At 43.3% G+C, this 23338-nt stretch carries 21 protein-coding genes and 1 pseudogene; 16 read left to right on the top strand and 6 right to left on the bottom strand.

Annotated features, from left to right (window positions below; all coding sequences use genetic code 11):
• The first annotated feature begins 504 nt into the window (after positions 1–504).
• The gene (locus tag ACYTXL_RS04265; protein WP_461923629.1) at positions 505–1755 is read left to right on the top strand and encodes a protein kinase domain-containing protein; all 1251 of its coding nucleotides are present in this window, start codon (positions 505–507) and stop codon (positions 1753–1755) included.
• A 224-nt stretch (positions 1756–1979) separates the two neighbouring features.
• Here the strand turns inward: ACYTXL_RS04265 and ACYTXL_RS04260 are convergent, their stop codons facing one another.
• Positions 1980–2888 carry a c-type heme family protein gene (locus tag ACYTXL_RS04260; RefSeq protein ID WP_461923628.1) on the bottom strand — a complete coding sequence of 303 codons (909 nt, stop codon included), beginning with the start codon at positions 2886–2888 and terminating at the stop codon, positions 1980–1982.
• 292 nt (positions 2889–3180) lie between these two features.
• Here ACYTXL_RS04260 and ACYTXL_RS04255 point away from each other — a divergent pair, with 292 nt between their 5' ends.
• Both ACYTXL_RS04255 and ACYTXL_RS04250 read left to right on the top strand, forming a co-directional pair.
• Complete coding sequence (locus tag ACYTXL_RS04255; RefSeq protein WP_461923627.1) at positions 3181–5070, top strand: protein kinase domain-containing protein; 1890 nt, start codon at positions 3181–3183, stop codon at positions 5068–5070.
• Between the two features lie 153 nt (positions 5071–5223).
• Positions 5224–5571, top strand: a pseudogene (locus tag ACYTXL_RS04250) (SDH family Clp fold serine proteinase); the annotation flags it as partial.
• Between the two features lie 49 nt (positions 5572–5620).
• On the opposite strand, the gene ACYTXL_RS04245 reads toward ACYTXL_RS04250, so the two are convergent.
• Positions 5621–6298 (bottom strand): peptidoglycan-binding domain-containing protein, encoded by a 678-nt coding sequence (locus tag ACYTXL_RS04245; RefSeq protein ID WP_461923626.1) that lies wholly within the window; start codon positions 6296–6298, stop codon positions 5621–5623.
• A 628-nt stretch (positions 6299–6926) separates the two neighbouring features.
• Here ACYTXL_RS04245 and ACYTXL_RS04240 point away from each other — a divergent pair.
• The 8 genes from ACYTXL_RS04240 (at position 6927) to ACYTXL_RS04205 (ending at position 15607) form a co-directional block, all read left to right on the top strand.
• Complete coding sequence (locus ACYTXL_RS04240; RefSeq protein ID WP_461923625.1) at positions 6927–8375, top strand: hypothetical protein; 1449 nt, start codon at positions 6927–6929, stop codon at positions 8373–8375.
• Between the two features lie 181 nt (positions 8376–8556).
• Positions 8557–9018 (top strand): ribosome maturation factor RimP, encoded by a 462-nt coding sequence (rimP, locus tag ACYTXL_RS04235; RefSeq protein WP_461923624.1) that lies wholly within the window; start codon positions 8557–8559, stop codon positions 9016–9018.
• Between the two features lie 187 nt (positions 9019–9205).
• Positions 9206–10477, top strand: coding sequence for a transcription termination factor NusA (nusA, locus tag ACYTXL_RS04230; protein ID WP_461923623.1), 1272 nt, complete (start codon positions 9206–9208; stop codon positions 10475–10477).
• 140 nt (positions 10478–10617) lie between these two features.
• Entirely contained in the window at positions 10618–10887 is a 270-nt protein-coding gene (locus ACYTXL_RS04225) for a YlxR family protein (RefSeq protein ID WP_461923622.1), read from the top strand.
• A gap of 36 nt (positions 10888–10923) precedes the next feature.
• The gene (locus ACYTXL_RS04220) at positions 10924–11232 is read left to right on the top strand and encodes a hypothetical protein (RefSeq protein WP_461923621.1); all 309 of its coding nucleotides are present in this window, start codon (positions 10924–10926) and stop codon (positions 11230–11232) included.
• Positions 11233–11367: 135 nt separating this feature from the next.
• Positions 11368–14535 (top strand): translation initiation factor IF-2, encoded by a 3168-nt coding sequence (infB, locus tag ACYTXL_RS04215; protein WP_461923620.1) that lies wholly within the window; start codon positions 11368–11370, stop codon positions 14533–14535.
• A gap of 105 nt (positions 14536–14640) precedes the next feature.
• On the top strand, positions 14641–15261 hold the full coding sequence (locus ACYTXL_RS04210) for a low-complexity tail membrane protein (protein ID WP_292789811.1): 621 nt from the start codon (positions 14641–14643) through the stop codon (positions 15259–15261).
• Between the two features lie 148 nt (positions 15262–15409).
• Positions 15410–15607 (top strand): hypothetical protein, encoded by a 198-nt coding sequence (locus ACYTXL_RS04205; RefSeq protein ID WP_292789813.1) that lies wholly within the window; start codon positions 15410–15412, stop codon positions 15605–15607.
• 47 nt (positions 15608–15654) lie between these two features.
• Here ACYTXL_RS04205 and ACYTXL_RS04200 read toward each other — a convergent pair whose 3' ends face one another.
• Complete coding sequence (locus ACYTXL_RS04200; RefSeq protein ID WP_461923631.1) at positions 15655–15822, bottom strand: alpha/beta hydrolase; 168 nt, start codon at positions 15820–15822, stop codon at positions 15655–15657.
• 318 nt (positions 15823–16140) lie between these two features.
• Between ACYTXL_RS04200 and lysS the strand changes: the two genes are divergently transcribed.
• From lysS to ACYTXL_RS04185, 3 genes are all read left to right on the top strand, one after another.
• A complete protein-coding gene (gene lysS / locus ACYTXL_RS04195; protein ID WP_461923619.1) occupies positions 16141–17826 on the top strand; it encodes a lysine--tRNA ligase in 1686 nt (561 codons plus the stop codon).
• Positions 17827–17859: 33 nt separating this feature from the next.
• Positions 17860–18132, top strand: a complete 273-nt coding sequence (locus ACYTXL_RS04190; protein WP_461923618.1) for a hypothetical protein — start codon at positions 17860–17862, stop codon at positions 18130–18132.
• 61 nt (positions 18133–18193) lie between these two features.
• Positions 18194–18586 (top strand): hypothetical protein, encoded by a 393-nt coding sequence (locus tag ACYTXL_RS04185; protein WP_461923617.1) that lies wholly within the window; start codon positions 18194–18196, stop codon positions 18584–18586.
• A gap of 39 nt (positions 18587–18625) precedes the next feature.
• On the opposite strand, the gene ACYTXL_RS04180 is transcribed toward ACYTXL_RS04185, so the two are convergent.
• Both ACYTXL_RS04180 and ACYTXL_RS04175 read right to left on the bottom strand, forming a co-directional pair.
• Positions 18626–19081 carry a DUF29 domain-containing protein gene (locus tag ACYTXL_RS04180; RefSeq protein WP_461923630.1) on the bottom strand — a complete coding sequence of 152 codons (456 nt, stop codon included), beginning with the start codon at positions 19079–19081 and terminating at the stop codon, positions 18626–18628.
• A 225-nt stretch (positions 19082–19306) separates the two neighbouring features.
• Positions 19307–19903: a glyoxalase-like domain protein gene (locus ACYTXL_RS04175; RefSeq protein WP_461923616.1), complete on the bottom strand. Its 597-nt coding sequence runs from the start codon at positions 19901–19903 to the stop codon at positions 19307–19309.
• A gap of 196 nt (positions 19904–20099) precedes the next feature.
• On the opposite strand from ACYTXL_RS04175, the gene ACYTXL_RS04170 reads away from it, so the two are divergent.
• Together ACYTXL_RS04170 and ACYTXL_RS04165 are read left to right on the top strand one after the other, a co-directional pair.
• Positions 20100–20729 carry a sigma-70 family RNA polymerase sigma factor gene (locus ACYTXL_RS04170; protein ID WP_461923615.1) on the top strand — a complete coding sequence of 210 codons (630 nt, stop codon included), beginning with the start codon at positions 20100–20102 and terminating at the stop codon, positions 20727–20729.
• Between the two features lie 98 nt (positions 20730–20827).
• On the top strand, positions 20828–21910 hold the full coding sequence (locus tag ACYTXL_RS04165; RefSeq protein ID WP_461923614.1) for a tetratricopeptide repeat protein: 1083 nt from the start codon (positions 20828–20830) through the stop codon (positions 21908–21910).
• Positions 21911–22462: 552 nt separating this feature from the next.
• On the opposite strand, the gene ACYTXL_RS04160 is transcribed toward ACYTXL_RS04165, so the two are convergent.
• A complete protein-coding gene (locus ACYTXL_RS04160) occupies positions 22463–23167 on the bottom strand; it encodes a hypothetical protein (RefSeq protein WP_461923613.1) in 705 nt (234 codons plus the stop codon).
• Positions 23168–23338: the final 171 nt, after the last annotated feature.

Below are 23338 nucleotides of genomic sequence, written 5' to 3'. Positions count from 1 at the left end.
TTATCCGAGCAGCCATATCTTACTTACCTCGGTAGATACATTCTCCGTATTTATTTATCTTTACATAGTTTGGTTTTTTCACGCCGTTCTACTTACATATAATATTTCCTTCAGGAAGTCTATAGCAACGTCAGTTTTTCTGAAAAACGATGATGTCATGCTATATCGTTACTGTTGCCAAAGTCATTGTAAATTTGGTTACTAGGGGTAAGATAAGCTTCACCAGCAAATCCAAAAGGCGATATTCGCAGATATTACCGCAGACACTGCTTATGTTGTGGCTGCTAAAATACTTAAGTATAAGTAGTATGATCAAACTACCCCGGTAAAAATCGTCTGTTTGGTCACACAAGACCATTAAAAAATTGTAGAAAAGTGTATTTCCTTGTCTCCATAATTGCTAATCTCAATTTGAAGGATATTATCAGCCTTTTCTGCTAGAGTTTCTGACTTTCAGCAAACTAGATAATTTATCAATAAGAAAATCGCTAGGAGTGCGATGAAATGTCACAGTACCCTATGACAAGACCAGAAATAGCTGCTGGAACTCTAATCGATAACCGCTATATTATCCAAAAACTTCTAGGACAGGGAGGATTGGGGCGAACTTACTTGGCGTTTGACACTCGTCGGTTTAATGAAGCTTGTGTTCTTAAAGAATTTGCACCCATTGGCACAGGGGAGAGTGGACTAGAACAATATCGCAACTTATTTAAAAGAGAGGCAAAAATTCTTCATCAATTGCAACATCCTCAAATTCCTAAGTTTTTGGCTTGCTTTGAAGGAGATGGTCGGTTATTCCTAGTACAAGAGTATGTTGACGGTAAAACATATTCTCGGTTGCTGGGAGAACTTCAACGTCAAGGAAGAAACTTTTCTCAAAAGGAAGTTATCCAGTGGCTAAAGAATCTGCTGCCTGTTTTGGAATATGTCCACCAGCACAACATCATCCATCGAGATATTTCTCCTGACAACATCATGTTACCTGATGGCAAGGTTCTGCCAGTGCTGATTGATTTCGGTGTTGGCAAGCAAATTGTTGACATGAATGAGGGGAGAAATTCCGACCACCAGGTAACGTTTGTTGGCAAAATGTCCCTCGTAGGCAAAGTGGGATATGCTCCCCGCGAACAGATTAGCTTGGGTTTATGTTCCCCCTCTAGTGACCTTTATGCTTTGGGGGTAACTGTTATTGTACTACTCACAGGTAAAGATCCATCCTTACTAATGGATCAGAATTCCTTAGAATGGAACTGGCATTATTATACTTCTATTACTGATAGCTTTGCTCAAATACTCGATTGCATGTTGGCAGATAGACCTAACAAGCGATACCAAATAGCCAGGGAAGTTCTTATAGATTTAGAAGGGATTGAAGAACCAGAAGTGGCAATGTCTCCTGCAATCATGCTTGATGATTTGCCTACTACGGTATTTAACCCTGGATTTCAGGCTATGTCGGCAATATCGCCGTCATACAACCAACCTGGAGAAACAATTTTTAGTTTATCTAGTTCACCTGCTAGTCCACAAATTGGGCAAATTGAACAACAACAACCTTCACTAAAACCAGCATTTATCAAACGTTGTCAGCAACAGTTAGCCTACCACATCGGACCAATGGCAAATCTGATTATAGAAGAAATATTAGCTCAAAATCCTGACATTTCACCTGACCAATTTGTTGAACTCATCACTAGAGAAATTCCTGACTTTCAAGCAGCTTTTGAATTCAAAAAAAGCTTACTCTCATAAATATTTACACCAGCACGAATTTACGGATAAATTTTAGTCTTTTAACTAATTCTGTGGGTTTAAGTCAAGAGACTTAATAAAAGTGGTAAAGCTTTTTGGCAGCGTTTAAATACCCATTACGAATTACGTTAGCGTAGCGGTAGCGAGTCCGCGAGCGTCATTACGAACTTGTACTGAGCGCAGTCGTTGGCGCAGCCTCTCGTAGAGAAGTATTACGAATTATTTTAATCCCTTGTACCTCCCTGAGTGCGTTTGATTCTTTTCATTGCCATTTCTAAACTTAACTGCATCCGTTTAAAAGCTTTAGCTAAATTACCGATTTCATCATTAGACATCTGCTCAAATTCAACTTCCATATGTCCAGTACTGACTTCTTCGGCTATGCGAGTCATGCGTTTGAGAGGCATAACAACTTGTCGATTCAAGAAAAAGTTGACTAATAGGATAGTCGCTATAAATATAGTTGATACAATTAGAATAATTAGTAATGAAGACTGATGAGCTTTATTGATGACATTATTCGCAGGTACTGATATAATCTGAGCGCCGATAATGTCATTCAGCTTCCACCCAAATCCATTAGCTGCACCATAAAGAGTAATCATACTTTGAGGGGCAACTTCAGGTGTGCTATGACACTTTAAACAGCTTTGTTCAGAAATTGGTAGCGGACGAGCAATATAAAAGATATCCCCACCAGGAATTGAGCGAAATCCACTCACTTCTTTGAGGTCTGATTTATTTCTGAACCTTTCTACAATTTCCGTCTCAAAACCGTCAGCCTTATCCCGAAGATTTGTGGGATTGAGAGTTGCTTCTTTATAAAAGAAATCACGGTAGTCTCTTGTTTTCCGTAAAATTTCAAAGACTTCCCGTGCTGAGTATGCAGGCACACTTTGCGGCAAAAACTCAGTAGCCAATTTATCAGCTAGCTGTGGATTGACTTGAGTATTGGTGTATTTACGAACAGAACTCATTGTTTCCATGAGCATCAGACCAGTTGAGCTAATATCTTGTTTAGCATTTTCTCTAAGCAAAGAAGAAAGAGCAAATCCACTCAAGCTCAAACCGAATGTCAGAATTACCACTAGTAGAATTGTAAATTTTTGTTTCAAATTCAGATTCTTTAGCATAATTTCAGATTACCTACAAGTCAAATTATTATGACTAAATATGTCTAAAGTCATTGTTTACTCTAGCATGAGCAATCAATTAAAGATTTTAGTGTAAAGGTGATAGTCTAGCTAAAACTATTAGGCTATACCCAACTTTATATTAGTAATTATTGAGGTTAATGAAAATGTTCTTTAAGTAACTAAGTTCCAAAAAGCTACAACAGCAAAACAAAATTGAATTTCCCAAAATTCCTGTGGGCTGTTCTGATACCGTGCCAAAATAAATACCAGCAATTGTCAAATATTACTAATGGTGTGGAATGCAGGAAAGTCTTTATTCGGTGGACGCTACATTATTCAAAGCCAACTAGGCGAAGGTGGAATTGGCATTACTTATCTTGCCAGAAATCAAGGGAATCAACTGCGAGTGATTAAAACCCTCAAAGAAGAAATCTTGAATCACCCCGCTTGGATACTCCACCGAAACAAGTTACGGCAAGACTTCCGTGATGAAGCAGTTCGGCTGGCTGTGTGTCACCATCCTCATATAGTACAGATAGAAACCATCTTCGATGAGGGAAATTTACCCTGCATGGTGATGGAGTATATCGAAGGGGAAGACTTAGGACAGCGCTTGAGGCGGATAGGGGTGCTATCAGAAGCAGAAGCGCTGCTGTACATCCGGCAAATTGGCGACGCCTTGACGCTAATCCACTCTAAAGGACTGCTGCATCGGGATCTGAAACCACGCAACATTATGATCCGCATTGATAAATCAGAAGCAGTGCTGATAGACTTTGGCATTGCTAGAGAATTTATTCCTAATATGATTCAAAGGCATACAGTGTATCGCACTCCTGGTTTTGCCCCACCTGAGCAGTATGAATCAGAAGCGCCACGAGGAGAATACATTGATATCTACGCCCTAGCTGCTACTTTGTATAATTTGCTTACCGCCGTTATCCCGACAAGTGCAGACGATCGCCGTCATCATATTAATTTAGAACCACCACAATATTTTAATCCTAAGATCAGCAACAAGGTCAATCAGGCTATTATGTGCGGCATGGATCTGGAGTCTACCTATCGTCCCCAGTCTGTGCAGGAGTGGTTGGATTTACTGGGATATGATCGTGGTGAGGATGTAACAGCAATATCATCTACCTTAGTGATAACGCCTAGATTTCAACTATCTCGACCTGTTGGATTAGATCAACAGAACTGGCAATGTGTACAGACCCTCAAAGGTCATTCTAGTATGGTTCATGCGATCGCCATTAGCTCAGATGGGCAATTTATTGCTAGTGGCAGTAATGACAAGACGATCAAACTTTGGCAAGTGGATACTGGCAAACTAGTGCGTCAACTGGGTCGTTGGTCTTCTGGTCATTCCAATATGGTTCATTCCGTCGCCTTTAGCCCAATCTCTCCAAACCTTTATTATCAAGAAAAGTCAGGGAAATCGGTAGGAATCGCAGACCGAAACTGGGGGATTTTGGCTAGCGGTAGTTGGGATAACACGATCAAATTGTGGGATGTAAACACAGGCAAAGAAATTCGTACTCTCATTGGTCATGCTAATTGGGTGAATTCCGTTGTCTTTAGTCCAGATGGCAAGTTTCTAGCTAGTGGCAGTGCTGACTGCACAATTAAACTCTGGCAGGTACACACAGGCATAGAAATCCAAACTATCACAGGTCATTCTGACTCAGTTTCGTCAGTCGCCTACTGTCCGAGAATGCCAACAACAAATAGCAAGGATAGACAGCTAGTGGCTAGTGGCAGTAATGACTACACCATCAAACTGTGGCAAGTATACACGGGCAAAAACATTTGCACACTTACAGGTCATTCCTTCTTCGTCAACTGTATTGCCTTCAGCCAGGATGGGGAAATTCTCGCTAGTGCCAGTGCTGACAACACGATTAAACTGTGGCATGTAAATACACGCAGAGAAATTCGTACTCTCATTGGTCATTCTGATTCAGTTTGGTCAGTTGCCTTTAGCCAGGATGGGCAATTTCTCGCTAGTGGCAGTTGGGACAAGACTATCAAACTGTGGCACGTAGAGAGTGGCAGAGAAATCAGCACACTTACAGGGCATTCCAACTATGTTAGATGCGTCGCCTTCAGTCCCAATGGCCAAACCCTCGTTAGCGGTGGTGATGACGACACTATCAAGATTTGGCGACGGAGATAATTCGTAATTCGTAACTTCGTTTTTTTTTACGCAAAAAGTGTAATAAGCTTCTCAATTAGTAATAATATTAAGTTTTGTAATAATATTTTTGCTGAGTGTGGTTCGATACTTTTAAACCTACAGATAGAACTGCGATCGCTCCAAATTTGTGACACTCTAATTATGGCAGACCTCTCACGCAAAGCAATTCAGCAAGTACAGAGGTTTGTACGAACTCTGCTAAAAGACAGTATACCTAAACAAAAAGTTCTGCCAGAAAATATCGAATCCATTATCGAAGCCTTAACAACCGGGCGCGTCACCCACGACTATCCCATCACTATTGAAGAAGCAACAGAAATGGGGCTGCCCGTAACCGTCGGACTGCCCCATTCTATTTATGATCTCATGGATCTGTACCCACAGCCACAAGGAGGGTGCCCCAGCGTGCAGTACATTCCCATGCCTTACAATGACCCCCGTCCAATTCTACCTACACCCAAGGGCAGACCCTTGGAATAACCAAATCACATGACTTGAGGAGCTTTGGCCTAAGAGTTTTTTGTGTGGACTAGGGTGTAGCTGTCGGTGTAGCTGTTGGTGTAGATGTCGGTGTAGCTGTTGGTGTAGCTGTCGGTGTAGCTGTTGGTGTAGCTGTCGGTGTAGCTGTTGGTGTAGCTGTTGGTGTAGCTGTTGGTTTAGATGACGGTTTAGATGTCGGTTTAGCTGTTGGTTTAGATGTCGGTTTAGGCGTCGGTGTAGCTGTGGGCTGACTGAAGACTGTCTTTGCTTCCTCATTCAGCTTTTGGCGGAGTGCTAAATTAGCAATTCCAGTTTCTTGCAACTGATATTTCTTCTGATACTCCTTCACCACTGCTTCCGTCTGTGAACCATAAAAATGATCGCGTGGGAGGGGAGGATTTGGTTTCACTACTGCATTCAAATTTCTGTGCAGAATTTGAACGATGTTAGCAGCAAAATCTTGAGTTTTTGGCCCTGCTATCCCATCAACTGGTTTTAGCTTATAACCCGTCTGAAATTCACGAATTGCCTTTTTAGTTTCCTCATCAGTCAAAGCATTCTTTGTTACCTTGACTTTATAGCCCAACCCCCGCAATACAGTACGGAATTGCTGGGGCGTATAGCTACGTTGAGAGGCTGCGAAACCTGTGTCTGCAATTACTACACTAGCAGTTACTAGGCAAGTAACAGCAAAGGTCGCGCTTGATTTTCCAAACCCACACCACATACTTAAAACTCCTTTGGATTAAATCAGCAGGATTATAAAGGTTAACAGCTGCATTTTAAGTTTTTTTAATAACTTTTTTCGCGATTATTTAAAGATTTTTGAATAATTTGTGATTTATTTTTGTCAATTTTAACTCAATCCAGAAATTCTGATCTATATCATCCGTCTAAAGAAGTATCTTTTATTGGCAGAGATAGTTATGATTTGAATCGAATATACCCTTGAACACTAAATTACAGTATGAGTTCACAGATGTGCGCCTGTGTCAACTTAGAGCCAGGGTGAATTTTATGAGGCTGTTGGTCAATTCACTCTCTTGTTAAACCCCCCATGCCTAAAACATTGGTTTTGCGTTAGTTTCCCGCTCTGCAATAAATTGCGGGCTAATAGCTCAAGTGCCTTGGCACTGAAATTAAAGGAATTAAGATGGATTGAGGCTAATGGATTAGACCCCCCGATCAATTCGCCAACACGCCCTTTTAACGTTAAGTTGACACGCACCGACAGATATGTGCCCCTACTGGGGTCTACTCAACTGCAAATTCCTGTAATTTCTGGGAAAGAGCCGAAAATAAATGAAAGAGCTTATATTGCAAATATTCAAAAAATGTATAATATGTGACAAAAGATGAAAAACATAAAATCTTCTAAGCGGCGCAATTTTTGGTTTGAAGGGTTTATGGCAATTACTGCCACAGTAAATTTAGGTTTAGTTTTGTTTGATTTGAGTTACGTACCTTGGCGAGATTTTTACTTGCAAAAACTTCCCGAAATTATTAAGATTTATGACCCGATAAAGGGTATTGAAGCTCATCGAGACACAAAAAGTTATCTAGAAACAGTAGACGCATTAGAAGAACAAGTCAGGCAAACAGGGTTACAGTCGTCTCAGGTAAATAGCAGGCTAGAGGAAATAAGGCGTCTTAGTAGCGAGATGATTGATAGTAATCCGTTTGCGGGAGTGAATAAGAGTGGGACTCTGGAAAAAATCAAAAATCTGATGCGCGATCGCATCGGTAAGGAATCTGCAAAACAGTCCTTTGCCACTTTTTGGAGTCAGCCGTACTTAACCCAAAATGGCTGGGATCAAGAAAATAATTTTTTCAACCAGAGAATCCGCCCTTTGATTGCCTCTAACTACTACCGCCAAATCGGGGAAAGTGGCGAATTTGTTGATGATTTCTGGATGATTGACTTACCCTTTGTGATTTTATTTGGCATAGAACTGTTGGGGCATACCTTCTTAATCAGACGTCAACATCCTGGTTTTAGCTGGTTGGAAGCAGTCTTGTGGCGTTGGTACAACCTATTTTTACTCCTACCATTTTGGCGGACGTTGCGAATCATACCTGTATTAGTCCGCCTCGATCAAGCGCAGTTATTGAACCTCCATTTTATGCGAAAGCAAGTTAATCACGGGATTGTCGCCAATTTTGCCGAAGAACTTACAGAAATCGTCGTGGTGAGAGTAATTAATCAGGTTCAGGGTTCAATTCAGCAGGGTGAGTTAACGCGCTGGCTCTCACAACCGGAAAATTTACGTCCCTACATAGATATTAATAATGTGAATGAAGTGGAAGCGATCGCAGGTCTTTTGGTAAAAACAATTGTCTACCAAGTGCTACCGGAAATCCAACCTGCGATCGTGGCCATTTTGCGCCACAATATCGAAACTGTCTTCCATCAAGTCCCCGTCTACCGCAACCTCCAGAACCTCCCTGGCGTAGGACACGCCCAAACCCAGTTAAGTGAACAATTGGCGACCCAAATCACAACGAATCTTTACAAAACTTTAGTTAGCGCGGTTGAAGATCCTGTGGGCGCAAAACTCACCAGTCAACTGGCACAAAGCTTCAGCGATGCTTTAGGATCTCAAATAAAAGAAAAACACCTACTTTCAGAAATTCAGAGTTTACTTTTTGACTTCTTAGAGGAAATAAAACTCAACTACGTTCAGCGTTTGTCCCAAGAAGACATAGACCAAATTATCGAGCAAACCAGACAGCTACGAACACAAAGATCAGTTTCCGTAGTAGTGGATAAAAGCACCGCTCTCCCAAAAATACGGCAAGGGTAGAGGCAGCAGGGGGAGAATAATGCCCAATGCCCAATGAGTATTGACTATTGACTATTGAGTATCGAAGAAATGCGCTAAACTCGAACTAGGCGAATCATGATTGGTTCGTCACAAGACTTCTTGGAAGATATACCTATCACAGGAAGTGGGTCGATACCCACTTTTTTTATTGAATTCTCTCATGGCTCATCCTTTAGTTCCACAAATTATTGATTTGGCGACACCAGTGGCAGAAGAACTGGGATTGGAAGTGGTTGGCGTGGTTTTTCACACTAACCAAAGTCCACCAGTGTTGCGGGTAGACATTCGTAATCCTCAGCAAGACACCGGGTTGAATGATTGTGAGAGGATGAGCCGTGCTTTAGAAACCTCCTTAGATGGTGCCCAAATCGTTCCAGATGCCTATGTCTTGGAAGTGTCTAGTCCTGGTATTTCGCGGCAGCTGGTAACAGATAGGGAATTTATTTCCTTTAAAGGATTTCCTGTCATGATCTCCACTTCGCCACCCTACGACGGACAACAAGAGTGGATTGGTCAGTTGATTCGCCGGGATGAAACAGCACTTTACTTAAACCAAAAAGGTCATGTAGTCGAAATTCCCCGCTCCCTAATTACTAAGGTGCAGTTAGAGGAGCGCCGATAAACAAAGGGCTAGGGCTTAGGAGTTAGAGACTAGAGTGCGATTCGCTCAAGGCTAGAGGTTATGAACTAAGAGCTAGAGATTAGGGACTAGTGTAAAGCTATTCTCGTAATCCCTGGCTCTATCTAATGCGTAGTTTTCAGTCCCCACTCCCCACTCCCGACTCCCTAATTTTTAAAGGAGATTGCTTATGTCAATGGTTACTTTACCTGGATTAAAAGAATTAATTGAAAGTATAAGTCGCGATCGCAATTTACCCCGGCTTGCAGTTCAATCAGCTATTAGAGAAGCACTACTCAAAGGCTATGAACGTTATCGTCGCGCCCAAAATTTAGAACGCAAACAGTTTGACGAAGACTATTTTGAAAATTTTGAAGTAGAACTCGATATTGAAGGAGAAGGATTTCGCGTTCTTTCCACCAAAACCATTGTCGAAGAAATCAATAACACAGACCATGAAATTTCCCTAAACGAAGTTCAACAAGTAGCTCCCGAAGCGCAGTTAGGAGACTCTGTGGTGCTGGATGTTACCCCCGACCAAGGCGAATTTGGTCGGATGGCGGCGATGCAAACCAAGCAGGTACTGGCGCAAAAATTACGCGATCAACAGCGCCAGATGGTGCAAGAAGAGTTCCAAGATTTAGAAGGAACTGTCCTGCAAGCAAGAGTCCTACGGTTTGAGCGGCAATCGGTGGTTCTAGCTGTTAGCAGTAGCTTTGGTCAGTCAGAAGTAGAAGCTGAATTACCCAAGCGGGAACAGCTGCCCAACGATAATTATCGGGCAAATGCCACCTTCAAGATATATCTCAAAAAAGTCTCTCAAGGTCAGCAACGAGGGCCACAGTTGCTTGTGTCTCGTGCTGATGCTGGTTTGGTGGTTTATCTGTTTGCCAACGAAGTCCCAGAAATTGAAGATGAAGTGGTACGGATTGTTGCCGTAGCGAGGGAGGCAAACCCCCCCTCACGTTATGTCGGGCCCCGGACTAAAATAGCAGTAGATACTCTTGACCGCGATGTAGACCCAGTAGGCGCTTGTATTGGAGCCAGGGGATCGCGAATTCAAGTGGTAGTCAACGAATTACGTGGTGAAAAAATAGATGTAATTCGCTGGTCCCCAGATCCAGCAACATACATTGCCAATGCCTTAAGTCCAGCACGGGTGGATGAAGTCCGCCTGATGGACCCAGAAACCCGGCAAACTCACGTACTCGTGGCTGAAGATCAACTGAGTTTGGCTATAGGCAAAGAAGGACAAAATGTCCGTTTAGCAGCTCGCCTGACTGGTTGGAAAATTGATATCAAAGATCAAGCTAAGTATGACTTTGCCGGAGAGGATGCCAAATTTGCAGCTGTCAGAACAAAATATCAACCAGAGGAAGATGATCTTGACTTTGAGGAAGAATTAGAGGATGAAAATCAGGAGGAATTAGAAGAGGAGGATAGTTTTGACAATGACGATTAATTGTGTAAAGTTTTGATACTGTTGATTCTAGTCTCAGTCTCAAGGATTATTTTCTCAAAAGCTACTTGATATAAGTAAAAAATAGTAGTGATAAACTTCTTTTTACACCCAGAATGCTGGAGTGAAATCACACAGAATCGATGAAAGCAAATTATCGGCGCTGTATTAGTTGCCGGAAAGTAGGCTTAAAAGATGAGTTTTGGCGGATTGTCCGCGTCTTTCCATCGGGAAAGGTACAATTAGATCAGGGCATGGGGCGTTCTGCCTATATTTGTCCCGAAACGAGTTGCTTACAAGCGGCTCAAAAAAAAAATCGACTAGGGCGATCGCTACATGCATCAGTGCCAGAAACACTGTACCAAAGCTTGTCGCAACGTCTAGCCCCCAGTAATACCCAAAACCAAATTTAGTTGGAACAACTTTTTGGCGTAACCACTAGAGGAATTGTGTCGAAAGCCGAAGTCGCGCTTTCATCACACCCTCTGTTGATCGTTAAGGTTAGTGCCAAAATAGTAAATGGGTGTAAAAGGCATTCGGCTCTCCAATTAATGAGGGGCGGGGCAACATTCCCAGAACAAGATGTAATCGATTGTGTTGTGGAAGACTCAGAATCAACAAAACAAGAAACTACAAAATGGCAACCTGGTAGCGCTCAAGCGCAGTTCGGCGTCAAGGGTTCCCATAAAAATCTTCTATTTAAGAAATTTTTATGGATGCCTCTCAACCATCATTCCTGGTGGGGATGCCATTATTAAACCGAAACATCTCTCTTTCCTGATTGGAGGCACCGGCAACAACTTAACGGCAATCTAAAAACAGTAATCCAAGGATGGAGATGTCGCAAACCAGGCAACCATTCGCTAAAACTGTAAATTAAAGGGGAAGAGTGGATGAACAACGGCAAAGTTAGAATCTATGAATTATCAAAGGAATTGAATTTGGATAACAAAGAGCTATTAGCAATTTGCGAGCAGCTCAGCATCTCGGTCAAAAGCCATAGCAGCACGATTTCAGAATCCGAGGCAGAAAACATCCGCGCGGCAGCAGAAAAACTCCCAGCTACGAATGTGTCGGCCAAAAAGGAACTAGGTACAACCAGCCATAAGCCAAATTCATCACCGAACGGCGGACGTAACAGACCTGCTGCACCCCACAAACAGCAAATTTTGGAAATACGCAAACCCAAAATATTGAGAAATACTACCTCCAACGCCCCAGAGGCGTCACTTGCTAACAATACCCAAGCTGCCTTGTCTGAAGCTAATCCTCCCTCTCCTCCACGGCCTTTTGCTACACCAGTCTCACCCATGAAGCCGGCGGCACCAACTCGACCCGTACCCCGGAATCAATCTGAGACTCAAGAGCAACCTCCTGTTACAGATTTGGAACAAACGCCTAATCCAAATCAGGCACCGGAAAAGATCGCATCTCAAAAACCGGAAAAAATAGTTCCACCCAGACCGAAAGCCGAAAAAGCTCCAAAACCACAACTAGTTACTCCTCCAGCAAGACCGACGGCAGAAGTTGCCCCGGTAGACCAGGAGGGAGATGAACAAGTATCTCAGGCAGACAAACCGATCCTCAAACGTGACCAACGACTACGCCCGCTCGAAGGCGATCGCGAGCAAATTAAGCCAAAAGTTGCGAAACTACCAACTGACCAGTCGCCACCATCTGCACCACAAAGAACAAGTCGTCCTACCCCTTCACCCAGCAGACCAGAGCAGAGGGCTAATAGACCATCTGCACCATCACAACTAGGAGAGGGGCAACGACCTAGGCCAGCACGTCCAGGTGAAGCTGTAGCAGCCGCAATGCCGATCGCTACTCCACCCAGACAGATGTCAGGAATAGCGGGCAAATCTCAAGGAATGGGTGATGAGCCAGTCACACCCGATCTCCTCGATTTGAAACGCCCAAGTCCGCCTCGCCCAACCAAAGGCGGCAAAAAGTGGGTAGAAGAGGAAATAATTGACGAAGTTAAAGAGAAGGCGAAAGCTGGCGTCAAAGGCAAGCGGATCAAGCCGATACTTGATGATGAGTTTGAAGAAGATTTACTGGATGATGACGATCTCGACTCACCAGCTACCGTCCAAGTCAGCCTTTCCATCGCCCGTCCTCCCAAACCCAAAGCGACTCGTCCTGTACAGATGCCAGGTGCAAGCCTTGCTAGCGCCCCAACTACAAGAGCCAGAAAGTCTGGTTCCAAGTCTGGTTCCAGGTCTTCCAGCCGAGACCATCACCAAAACCGTCGCCAAGAAGCCGAGACCAAACGTGACCGTCCTGCAAAAGTGGTGATCACAGGCCCGTTGACTGTGCAAGAACTGGCTGACGTTTTAGCTGTTGCCGATACAGAGATTGTCAAAATCCTCTTCCTTAAAGGCATGGCGGTGAGTATTACCCAAAATCTGGATATTCCCACAATTACTCTGGTAGGAAAAGAACTAGAAATAGAAGTCGAAACCGCCGAGCCAGAAGCAGAAGCTCGAAAAATTACGGAAATGGTCGGTGCAGAAGACTTAGAATATCTCCACCGCCGTCCGCCAGTGGTAACAATTATGGGTCACGTAGACCACGGTAAAACAACCCTGCTCGACTCAATCCGCAAAACAAAAGTGGCTGCTGGCGAAGCTGGTGGTATCACTCAACACATCGGCGCATACCATGTGGATGTGGTACATGAGGGCAAACCGCAGCAGATAGTTTTCCTGGATACCCCCGGTCACGAAGCCTTTACAGCTATGCGGGCACGAGGAGCACGGGTAACAGACATTGCCGTGTTGGTAGTGGCTGCTGATGATGGTGTGCGTCCTCAAACCATTGAAGCGATTAGCCACGCTCAAGCCGCCGGAGTGCCAATTGTTGTTGCCATCAACAAAATTGACAAAGAAGGGGCACAGCCAGAGCGCGTGAAACAAGAGTTGACCCAGTATGGTCTGACCGCAGAAGACTGGGGTGGTGAAACAATCATGGTTCCCGTGAGCGCCATCAGGGGTGAAAATCTGGATACGCTCTTAGAGATGATTCTCTTAGTAGCAGAAGTTGGAGAACTATCTGCCAACCCAGATCGTTCCGCCAAAGGAACTGTGATTGAAGCACATCTGGATAAAGCCAAGGGAGCAGTTGCTACCCTGCTAATTCAGAATGGCACCCTGCATGTGGGAGATATCTTGGTAGCTGGCTCGGCTTTCGGTAAAGTCCGGGCGATGGTGGATGACAGAAGCAAGAGAGTAGACATTGCTTCTCCTTCCTTTGCTGTCGAGGTGCTAGGTTTAAGTGATGTGCCAGCAGCAGGCGACGAGTTTGAGGTCTTCTACAACGAGAAAGAAGCCAGAGCGATCGCTAGCGATCGCGCCGACAGACAACGCCTATCCCGCCTGTTACAAGGACGTGTTACCCTGACAACCCTCTCGGCTCAAGCACAAGAAGGCGAGTTGAAAGAACTCAACTTGATCTTGAAAGGAGACGTACAAGGTTCGGTAGAAGCCATTGTGGGAGCGCTCAAGCAAATCCCGCAAAACGAAGTCCAAATTCGGATGCTCTTGGCTACTGCTGGGGAAATCACCGAGACAGATATCGACTTAGCAGCTGCCAGTAACGCTGTAATTATTGGCTTCAACACCACCTTCGCCAGTGGCGCAAGACAAGCCGCCGATGAAGCGGGTGTAGATGTTCGGGAATATAACGTGATCTACAAGCTCCTAGAAGATATCCAAGATGCCTTGGAAGGTCTTTTGGAACCAGAGTTGGTGGAAGAACCCTTGGGTCAAACCGAAGTACGTGCCGTCTTCCCAGTCGGTCGTGGTGCTGTAGCCGGTTGCTACGTTCAATCTGGCAAGTTAGTTCGCAACTGTAAAGTCAGGGTGCGACGCAACGGTAAGGTGATCTTTGAAGGCGTCCTTGACTCCCTAAAACGGATGAAAGAAGATGCTCGTGAGGTCAACGCCGGTTATGAATGCGGTGTCGGCATGGATAAATTTAATGATTGGGTTGAAGGTGACATCATCGAATCATATCAAATGGTTACGAAGCGCCGCACTCTCACCTTAACGAGATAGTGTTGAGGGTAAAATGGTTAGAAGTTAGGAGTGATAAATTAGGAGTCAGGAGTTAAAGGCTGCTAATTCCTAACTCCTAACTCTTAACTCACAACTTTTTATAAAATGCATTCATTTCGCTCTGAACCTATTTTGTGGATTCACGTCGCTGGATTGGCGACGTTGCCTGTTTTTTTAGTACTCTGCTTATTGTTCCTGTCTGTAGGCGAGCCGTTTTTACCAGTCTGGATGGAGCTATTGTTAGTTGCGGCTATTGGTATTCTCCCCCTGCTATGGATGCAGTTGCGTCGCCCTTTTTATATATTTGCTCTTTTAGGAATAGCTCTAAAGCCAGAAAATCTGACTGAACGGCAGCGAAAAATTCTCTGTTTAATTAATACAAAATTAAATCGTATCCTGGCATTAGTGGCAGCACTATTGTCAGTTTGGGTGCTCTGGTATCTTTACCAAATTGCCCCATTAGTCGCAAATTCAGCTAAATTTCTCCCACAATGGCGCAGCGTCGCACTATTGCTGGCGGGATTAGCCTTTTTAGCCAGTAATCTATTTTTACAAATTCCTGTGAGTGTAATGCGAGTTTTGGTGATTAATGAGACAGAATTCGCTGGTATAGAGCCATTATCTTTAGAAAAGATTAAGCAGGATTTCACAATTTTAGGGGTGCGGGTTAATCAAATCGTGCCCCGATTGTTGCAATCCTTGTTTAGGATTAATACAGATTCGTAGCAGCCCTGAAAGTAAGATTAGTTCACTGTAAAGGGCTACAAATAAGTAGCAGAGGAGAGTAGGGGGCAAAGGAGCAGAGGAAAATATATTAAGAACCAATGCCCAATGCCCAGTTACCGTTGAACTTAAAACAAAGGAATGAGAAACTATGGCTCAAATTCCAGCTTCTAGCGATCGCCAATTTTCTGCTGATACTAAAATTTGGTATAGCCTCAAATGCGCGATCTCCACTAGTTCCGGTTTCCAACGCTGGCAACTAGAACGTGATACTCAATTACAGGGAATTCGCTTGGAACAGCAGGTACAACGGTATTTAAGGGAAACTTTAGAAACTTTAGCTTATTAAATCCCAAGCAAATTTTGCCAGCGAGGGAGTTGACGGTATGCACTCTCTTAGCGATGCCTACGGCGGTAAACTACGCCATCAACTTCCACTTCCACTTCATTTGTGGGATGATTATTAATAATTTCAGTCAGCGACACCTGCCGATCTTGACTCGCAGAAAGTACTAAAGCGGCTCCCAAAGCCTGCCGATCTGCTCTTTGAGACGGTGTATAAATAACTTGACTAATTTAATTCAAAATAATCTTACCAATCCGGCGATTCAGAACCTCTAAAATTGGATATCAATTTTTGTACAATTTCGATTTCACAATGCTAGCCAGTTTCAAATGCTTGCATCTGTGAAACAATAGTTCGCTCAGGGCTGAACACCGAGACTATACTGATAAATTTTTGACATCATTGACTATAGTCTGTAACTGTGCAACAAATACTTTTACCATCTATTGCAAATATTTCGTCTGCAAAGTGCAAATATCTCTCTCTCAACTTTTACAGCATCTATAATTAATCTTGCCCCCTGAAAGTTCGTTACCATGTCGGAAGAAGATATCCGCGCCGCTAGGCTGGAAAAAGTAGAACAACTCAAGCAGCTAGGGACTAATCCCTATGCCTATCGTTGGGAATCTACACATCATGCAGCGCAGTTGCAAGAAAAGTTTGTCGATTTACCCAGTGGTGAAGAAGTTGATTTAGAAGTTGCGATCGCTGGACGCATTATGGCGCGTCGCGTTTTCGGTAAATTGGCTTTCTTCACTTTGCAAGATGAAACCGGCACAATTCAGCTTTATCTGGATAAAAATCGCATCCAAGAAAGCATGGCAGATATTGATACTGATGCCTTCAATCACTTGAAACAACTTACAGATGCAGGCGACATTCTGGGAGCCAAAGGTACTATTAAACGGACTGAAAAGGGCGAGTTATCTGTCTACGTTGAACAATATACTATTCTCACCAAATCCCTGTTGCCTCTACCCGACAAGTGGCATGGATTAACCGATGTTGCCAAGCGCTACCGTCAGCGCTACGTTGATTTGATTGTTAACCCGGAAGTGCGGCAAACTTTCCGCCGTCGCGCTCGAATTACTGCTGGTATTCGTCGTTATTTAGAAGAACGGGATTTTCTAGAAATTGAAACGCCTGTTTTGCAAAGTGAAACTGGGGGTGCAGATGCACGTCCATTTATCACCTACCACAACACTTTAGAAATGGAGTTGTATTTGCGAATTGCCACAGAACTCCATCTCAAGCGGTTGATTGTGGGTGGTTTTGAAAAGGTGTTTGAATTAGGGCGAGTTTTCCGCAATGAGGGAATTTCGACTCGCCATAATCCCGAATTTACGACAATTGAACTTTACCAAGCCTACGCCGACTACAACGATATGATGGCGCTGACAGAAGGGATTATTACCACTGTCGCCCAAGAGGTACTCGGTACATTGCAAATCACCTACCAAGGGGAACCTATAGATTTGACACCACCTTGGCGGCGGGTGACAATGCACGATTTAGTTAAAGAAGTTACGGGCTTGGATTTTAATTCTTTCCCAAGTTTGGAAGAAGCAAAAACAGTAAGTAAAAATGCTGGGATTCCTGGTGTAGATGAAGCCAAATCAATTGGTAAGTTACTAAATTTAGCCTTTGAAGAGAAGGTAGAAGCCAATTTAATTCAACCTACCTTTGTAATTGATTACCCTGTAGAAATTTCGCCCTTAGCAAAACCCCATCGTTCTCAACCTGGTTTGGTGGAAAGATTTGAGTTATTTATCGTCGGGCGAGAAACTGGGAACAGCTTCTCAGAACTTACCGATCCCATTGAGCAAAGAGAACGGCTAGAAGCCCAAGCTGAAAGAAAAGCTGCTGGCGACTTAGAAGCCCAAGGTGTAGATGAAGACTTTTTAACAGCTTTAGAATACGGTATGCCGCCTACAGGTGGTTTAGGGATTGGGATTGATCGGTTGGTAATGTTATTAACAGATTGTGCCAGTATTCGGGATGCGATTGCCTTCCCGTTACTCAAGCCTGAAGGCAGTGTTATTAAGCAATTTAGCTATGATTCAAAAACTCAAACACTGACTATTGAATTTGATAGTGGAAGTGTTTACGAGTATTTCAAAGTACCTCCTAGTGTCAAGGAAGACTTAGACAATGCACCGTCTAAAGGCCAATATTTTAACAAGTTTATTAAAGGGAAATTTAAGTATGAACAATTGAGTTGAGATAGTAAGTACCATTCAAAAGTAGGGTGCGTTATGGCTTTACCTAACGCACCATTTTTATTGCCTAAGTACAGAACACCGCAAAAAGGGTATGGAATTTACAGCAGTTTTCATGTATTTGAACCACATCTGTGGTGGGGGCACACCATTGCTGTGCCCCTACCGCGTGGTCTATTTATAGCGGCTGCCATAATGGTTAGGACAAGTCTGCTATGGATAGCTGTGACAGCCGCTCTCTTAGGGTTTGCAAATGTCCTAAGCTGTCTGTCTAGTGCTATACCTGAAAATAGCTGTAATCATTCGTAGGTTGAGTAGAACGAAGTGAAACCCAACATCAAGTCTTCAAGCCAGCGATAATGAAGGTGTATTGCTGGTAGATGTACCAGATGTAGTTGCACAAAAGGCATTGGCGCTAAACATGAGCGTGCGGGAATATGTGCGTGTTGCGATCGAGAAGTTTTCCAGCGAGGACGATGGACTGAGAACAGCTTTAGTAAAACTGCTGGAAAGTGACGATCCGGTAGCAGTTAAAGTGAGAGCGCGTTTAGGTTCAAGGACAATCCAAGAAGTTGCTGTAGAGTTGGAAAAATGTTTGAGGTTCTCAAAAGAAGAAGAGCGGCTTTTTGGTGTTAAAAATGTATTAGCGGGTAGTGTGGCAGTTGCAGAAAGTAATCGCGGAGCTAGTGATGAATTTGATGAAATTGAGTTGTTGGATTTAGCTGAAAAATTGCTAGAGAAGTTAACAAATATATTGGAATAGGTTTAAGGTGATAAAACAGTATTGGATTAATTACTCCCCCTAATTATCAACCTGATTCGTATTTGGTAAAAATTCAGGATTCAGAGTTTGGTCTAAACTGTAAGGGCATATTTCTGGAAAAACCTGCTCAACTAACTCAGTTTCTCGAATCGCTAAAGCTAAACCTAGTTCATAAACAGTGAAGAAAACTTCATCTAGATAGGGTTTCAAACTAGGGCTATCTTGCAGAAGTAGCTTAACTTGAACACGTTGCTCTCGAATTGTACCCAACCAGCTGTTACTACGTTTTTCTGGTTGAAACTGCCATTTCAGTAGATGTCCTAACAATACTCCCAGGCAATTTCTTAATTCTTGCCGTTCTCTTCTACCCAAAGTTTCAATTTCTTCAATCAGGTTAACGGTATCTAATTGATACCACTGTTGAGTTTTTAGCAAGCTAACCTGCTGTTGAGTCCAAGTATAGAAATCTGTTTCATACAGATGAGATGTGTACATCTTTTCAACAGTCATAAGCTTTTCTTTAGCAAAATCCGATAATGACTTTAAATAATTAATGGCAACCTACGCACCACCCAACCTAAAATAATCTAAAATCTAATCACGACTTACGCAAACAATAACCGAAACCCTTATTTTCAGGTAGGGGCAATTCATGTAGCTTTAGCTGACCGCAGAGTATTGCCCCTAGAGCGTGTATTTTTGCTTAAGTCCTACTAATGACTAATTCGCTACCTCAGCCACCTCAATAACCCGCCCTTCATAGTCCTTAACTAAAAAATTCAGGGGCTTCTGGTTACGAATCTTGAATTTCAAACCGCGCACTTCGACTCGCATTAAAATCATTTCCAGGCAGTCATGGTCAAAACAAACGTGGCGTTGCTGATTTTTGCTACCTAAACTCGCGCCAGTAATGACGTGTAGCTGGGTGTTTTTCTTCAATTGATACCACAGCCCATCATTGGCATTATTCAGCATTTTGCTAGACAAGCTCGGCCCAGTAGACATATATAGTGGATCAATGCCAGTTGCGCCGATAGTTTGTTCGTAGTTGTAGTAATAGTGCAATGGCACCTCAGCTGCTGGCAAATCTAGCAGCCCTTCATACAACTGTCGGGCAATCTCCAAATCTGACACCATTACAGTATGTACTTTTGGGGCGCTGGTGAGGAACATCCACATCGCACCAGCGTAAGCTGCTAGCAGCATTACCATAATGCCTTGGGTGGAGAACAGGCTATCTAAGGGCAGGGAAGGCAGAAAGGAGCCTAAGGTAAGGGGACTGAGCAGGAACGAGATCACACTAACTGCTATAACCATGAACAAATAAGGATTCTATAAGGGAGTCAATTTTATAATTGCCGATTAAGACTAAAATTAAGTCTTTGTTTCTAGTTTATCAATACTCAAGTAATCTGAGTCTCATCAACAAACTGAGCAACACCAAGATATTATGCGATTAACTACGGGAGTGCAATTCCCAAAACTATTTTAACAACTATCAACTCAAAGGCTTGTGCAAATTCCTCATTTTCCCGAAGCTAATCATCCCCTGGTGAAGTCGCTGTTCCATCACAGTGACGATGAACTACTAACTCTGTTTCAGCGCTATCCTGATGCAGGGAAGTATTTTACGGTGATTTTTTGCCGCTATAGTCCCATAGTCTATACCTTAATTCGGCATTCGGCGCGATCGCCTGTGCAGGCAGATTATCTGTTTGCCCTCACCTGGCGGCATATCTACTATGAACTCGGTGGACTAAATTTAACCGACTCTCAATCAGGTGAGGAAGCCTTAACCATGCAAAATTGGTTAATTAATATGACAGCTTTCTGTATTAACGAGATTAAACTACCACCTACAGAAGCAATTCATTATTCTCTCCAAGCGACTTCGCCGCCGCTATGGTGCTATGTAGAACAGGCATTAAACCAACTACCACCAGTTTTGCGATTGATGGTGTTAATGGCTCAAACTTTCCACTGGAGCGAAACTAGAATCGCTGCCTATCTGCAAGCCGAAGGTGAAGCGATCGCTCCAAGTGAAGTAGCCAATTCTCTCCAGGAAGGCTATTGTATGCTAGAGGACAAATTACCCAGAGATATTCGCGCCATATACTTCGGGGAAGATTTTGCTCAAGCATGATTTAAGTATAAACGCGCATATTCCTTGTCTTAAATTTAAAAACTTAAAACTTCTTCTTAGACCTTCTACTTAAACCCGCAACTTTACGGGTAATTTTTATGAAACAACGGCTTGTATTTCCCAGGCAAAAGGTAGGCTTAATTTGTGTAGCTGCGATTTCTCCTCCCCAGATACTTTTACACAGCATTTTACTGTTTAGTTTTTTGCTGAGTCCGATAGCGGTGGGTGCGGTTGATATTACCCAACAACTCCACCGCCCTTTAAATAGTTCTGTTGGGCGACAATCAAGAGATGAAGCAGACAGTTTGCTGGGTATCGGTGAACAACAATATGCCTCAGGATATGCCGACAAAACAGTTACGTCTTGCTTACGGGCACTAGAATTATATCACTCAATTGGCGACCTGAAAGCACAAGGTATGACTTACAATTTGCTTGCAAAGGCTTATGTCCAGCTAGGTAGTTTCAAAGAGGTAGAAGATTCTTTACGACGAGGATTAGCGATTGCTCGTGATACTGAAGACTTCCAATCTCAGATTTTTGTGCTGAATAATATCGGTACATTTCTGCTCCAACAAGGCGAATTTGCTGCTGCTGGTAAAACAATTGATGATGCACTTGCAATTGCTCACAATGTCAAAAATATTGAAGGTGAAGGACTATCTTTGAGCAATTTAGGTTTGGTAGCAGCTAGGTTGGGAGATTACAACAAGGCGATTAAATTGTATGAAAATGCTTTAATATTCCGCCGTCAGACTGGTAATGCCATCGGTGAAGCAAATACCCTAAATAATTTAGGTGATGCTTATTTAGTATCTAGAAATTATCAAGATACCATTGGCACTTATAGTTTAGCCATGCAGACAGCTAAAACTAACCGTGATCGCACTAATGAATTACGCGCAATTGACGGTTTAGTTACAGTTCACAGTGCTGTAGGACGTTACCAACGGGCTTTTGACTTACTAGAGCAACGTTTAATACTCGCTGAAGAATTGCAGAATTTGCCAGAAGAATTAAAATCTTTTCAGTCCTATGCTCAATTATACGAGCAGCAAGGTAATTACCTAACTGCCCGCAATTTTTACGAAAGGGCAATTATACTGGCGCGGACATTAAAAGACAGCAAACAAGAAACGCAATTGCTGGATCAGCTAATTACAATGCTTCGGCGGAAGTAGTCAACTTAAATAATTCGTAATACTTCTCTACGAGAGGCTGCGCTCAGTACAAGTTCGTAATGACGCTCTCTACGAGACGTTAAAAGCGTAGCTTGCTTCTCTGTAAGAGTACGCGGACTCGATAACGTAATTCGTAATTAAGTTTTGTGAAGGGGATTTAACCTTGACACAAAACCTGCTGCCTCTACAGGCAGGGGAATTAAACTGAAGATACTTTAGACCTCTTGCATAAATCAAAAATAAGAACCCCACCTCGCCTTTGACTTACCTCAAATTCTCCCCTCCCCGCAGGCGGGGAGGGGCTGGGGGTGGGGTGTTAGGGACTTTTGCAAGAGGTCTATTGGATTAAACCAGCTCTTGTTTGTGTAGCCGCGTTCGCGTCAGCGTGCCGGAGGCTCTATTCAATTTGCCCCATATCTAAGTTGACTAAGGGACTTCCAAATAAAAAAATACTCAACTACTTCTTGTGGGGTGGGCGTCTCGCCCGCCCTAAGCCAGAGGCGGGCAAGATGCCCACCCCACAAGATTGGGTAATTTATTTGTTGCAAGTCCCTAATTCAAAAACACTGAACCGTTTCGTTCAATTCTCAAAGCACTTCTACCCTGTGCTGCATCGGTGGCTTCGTTAAATTTAACTTCCAAGCTTCCTGGCTCTGAAGAGGGTTGTGGAGTCACTATCAACTGTCCGCCATCTGGTCGTTGAAATGTCACCATTACGGGCGCCTTTAAATCTTGCAATATTACATCTGACTTACCTTCTAGCGATCGCGGTGCTGTATCGCCGATAACTTGATAAATTATATTCGCCGCAGTGTCATTCACAAACCTGATAGTAACTTTACCATTAGCCAGTGCGATCGTCGCGATCGGGGTTTGTGGTGGTTCGTTAGTGGAACCCCCTTCTGGTATCGGCTGTTGAGTTTGATCTCCAGAGGCTGGGCGTGGTAGTCTGACACCTGGTTCTGGAGTTTCACCGCCGACGCCCAATTTTGTTTGGTCTTGTGATGGGGTAGCAGGGACGTGAACAACCCCTTGAGCAGCTTGTCTTTGTGTTAGTGCATTGGGAGGACATCCCGGTGGTACTACAACCTGATTATTATGTGGTTCTTCGTAGAAAATCTTCGGACAAGGGTTAATTTTGGGAGTAGATTCTTGTGCTACTGCTTGAGAAATAGCTGGCAGACTAATCAGTACTCCCCCACAAATAGCGCCAAATAATTCAGTGAACTTGCGAACTTTTGGAAATTTCATATTCATTATTGACTCCTAGAAAAACTTCAATTTTTATTTCTTAAAATATTTTTTAAAGCACTAAATAAGTGGGTCAAATTAAATATAAAACCTTACTCTGCCTCCGGCTTCCCTCTCCTTACTAAGGAGAGGGATTGAGGGTGAGGTTTTATCTTATATTTAATTGTGCCTTCCTAC

The organism is Nostoc sp., assembly GCF_054880495.1.
This window is presented reverse-complemented; position numbering and strand designations above follow the sequence as displayed.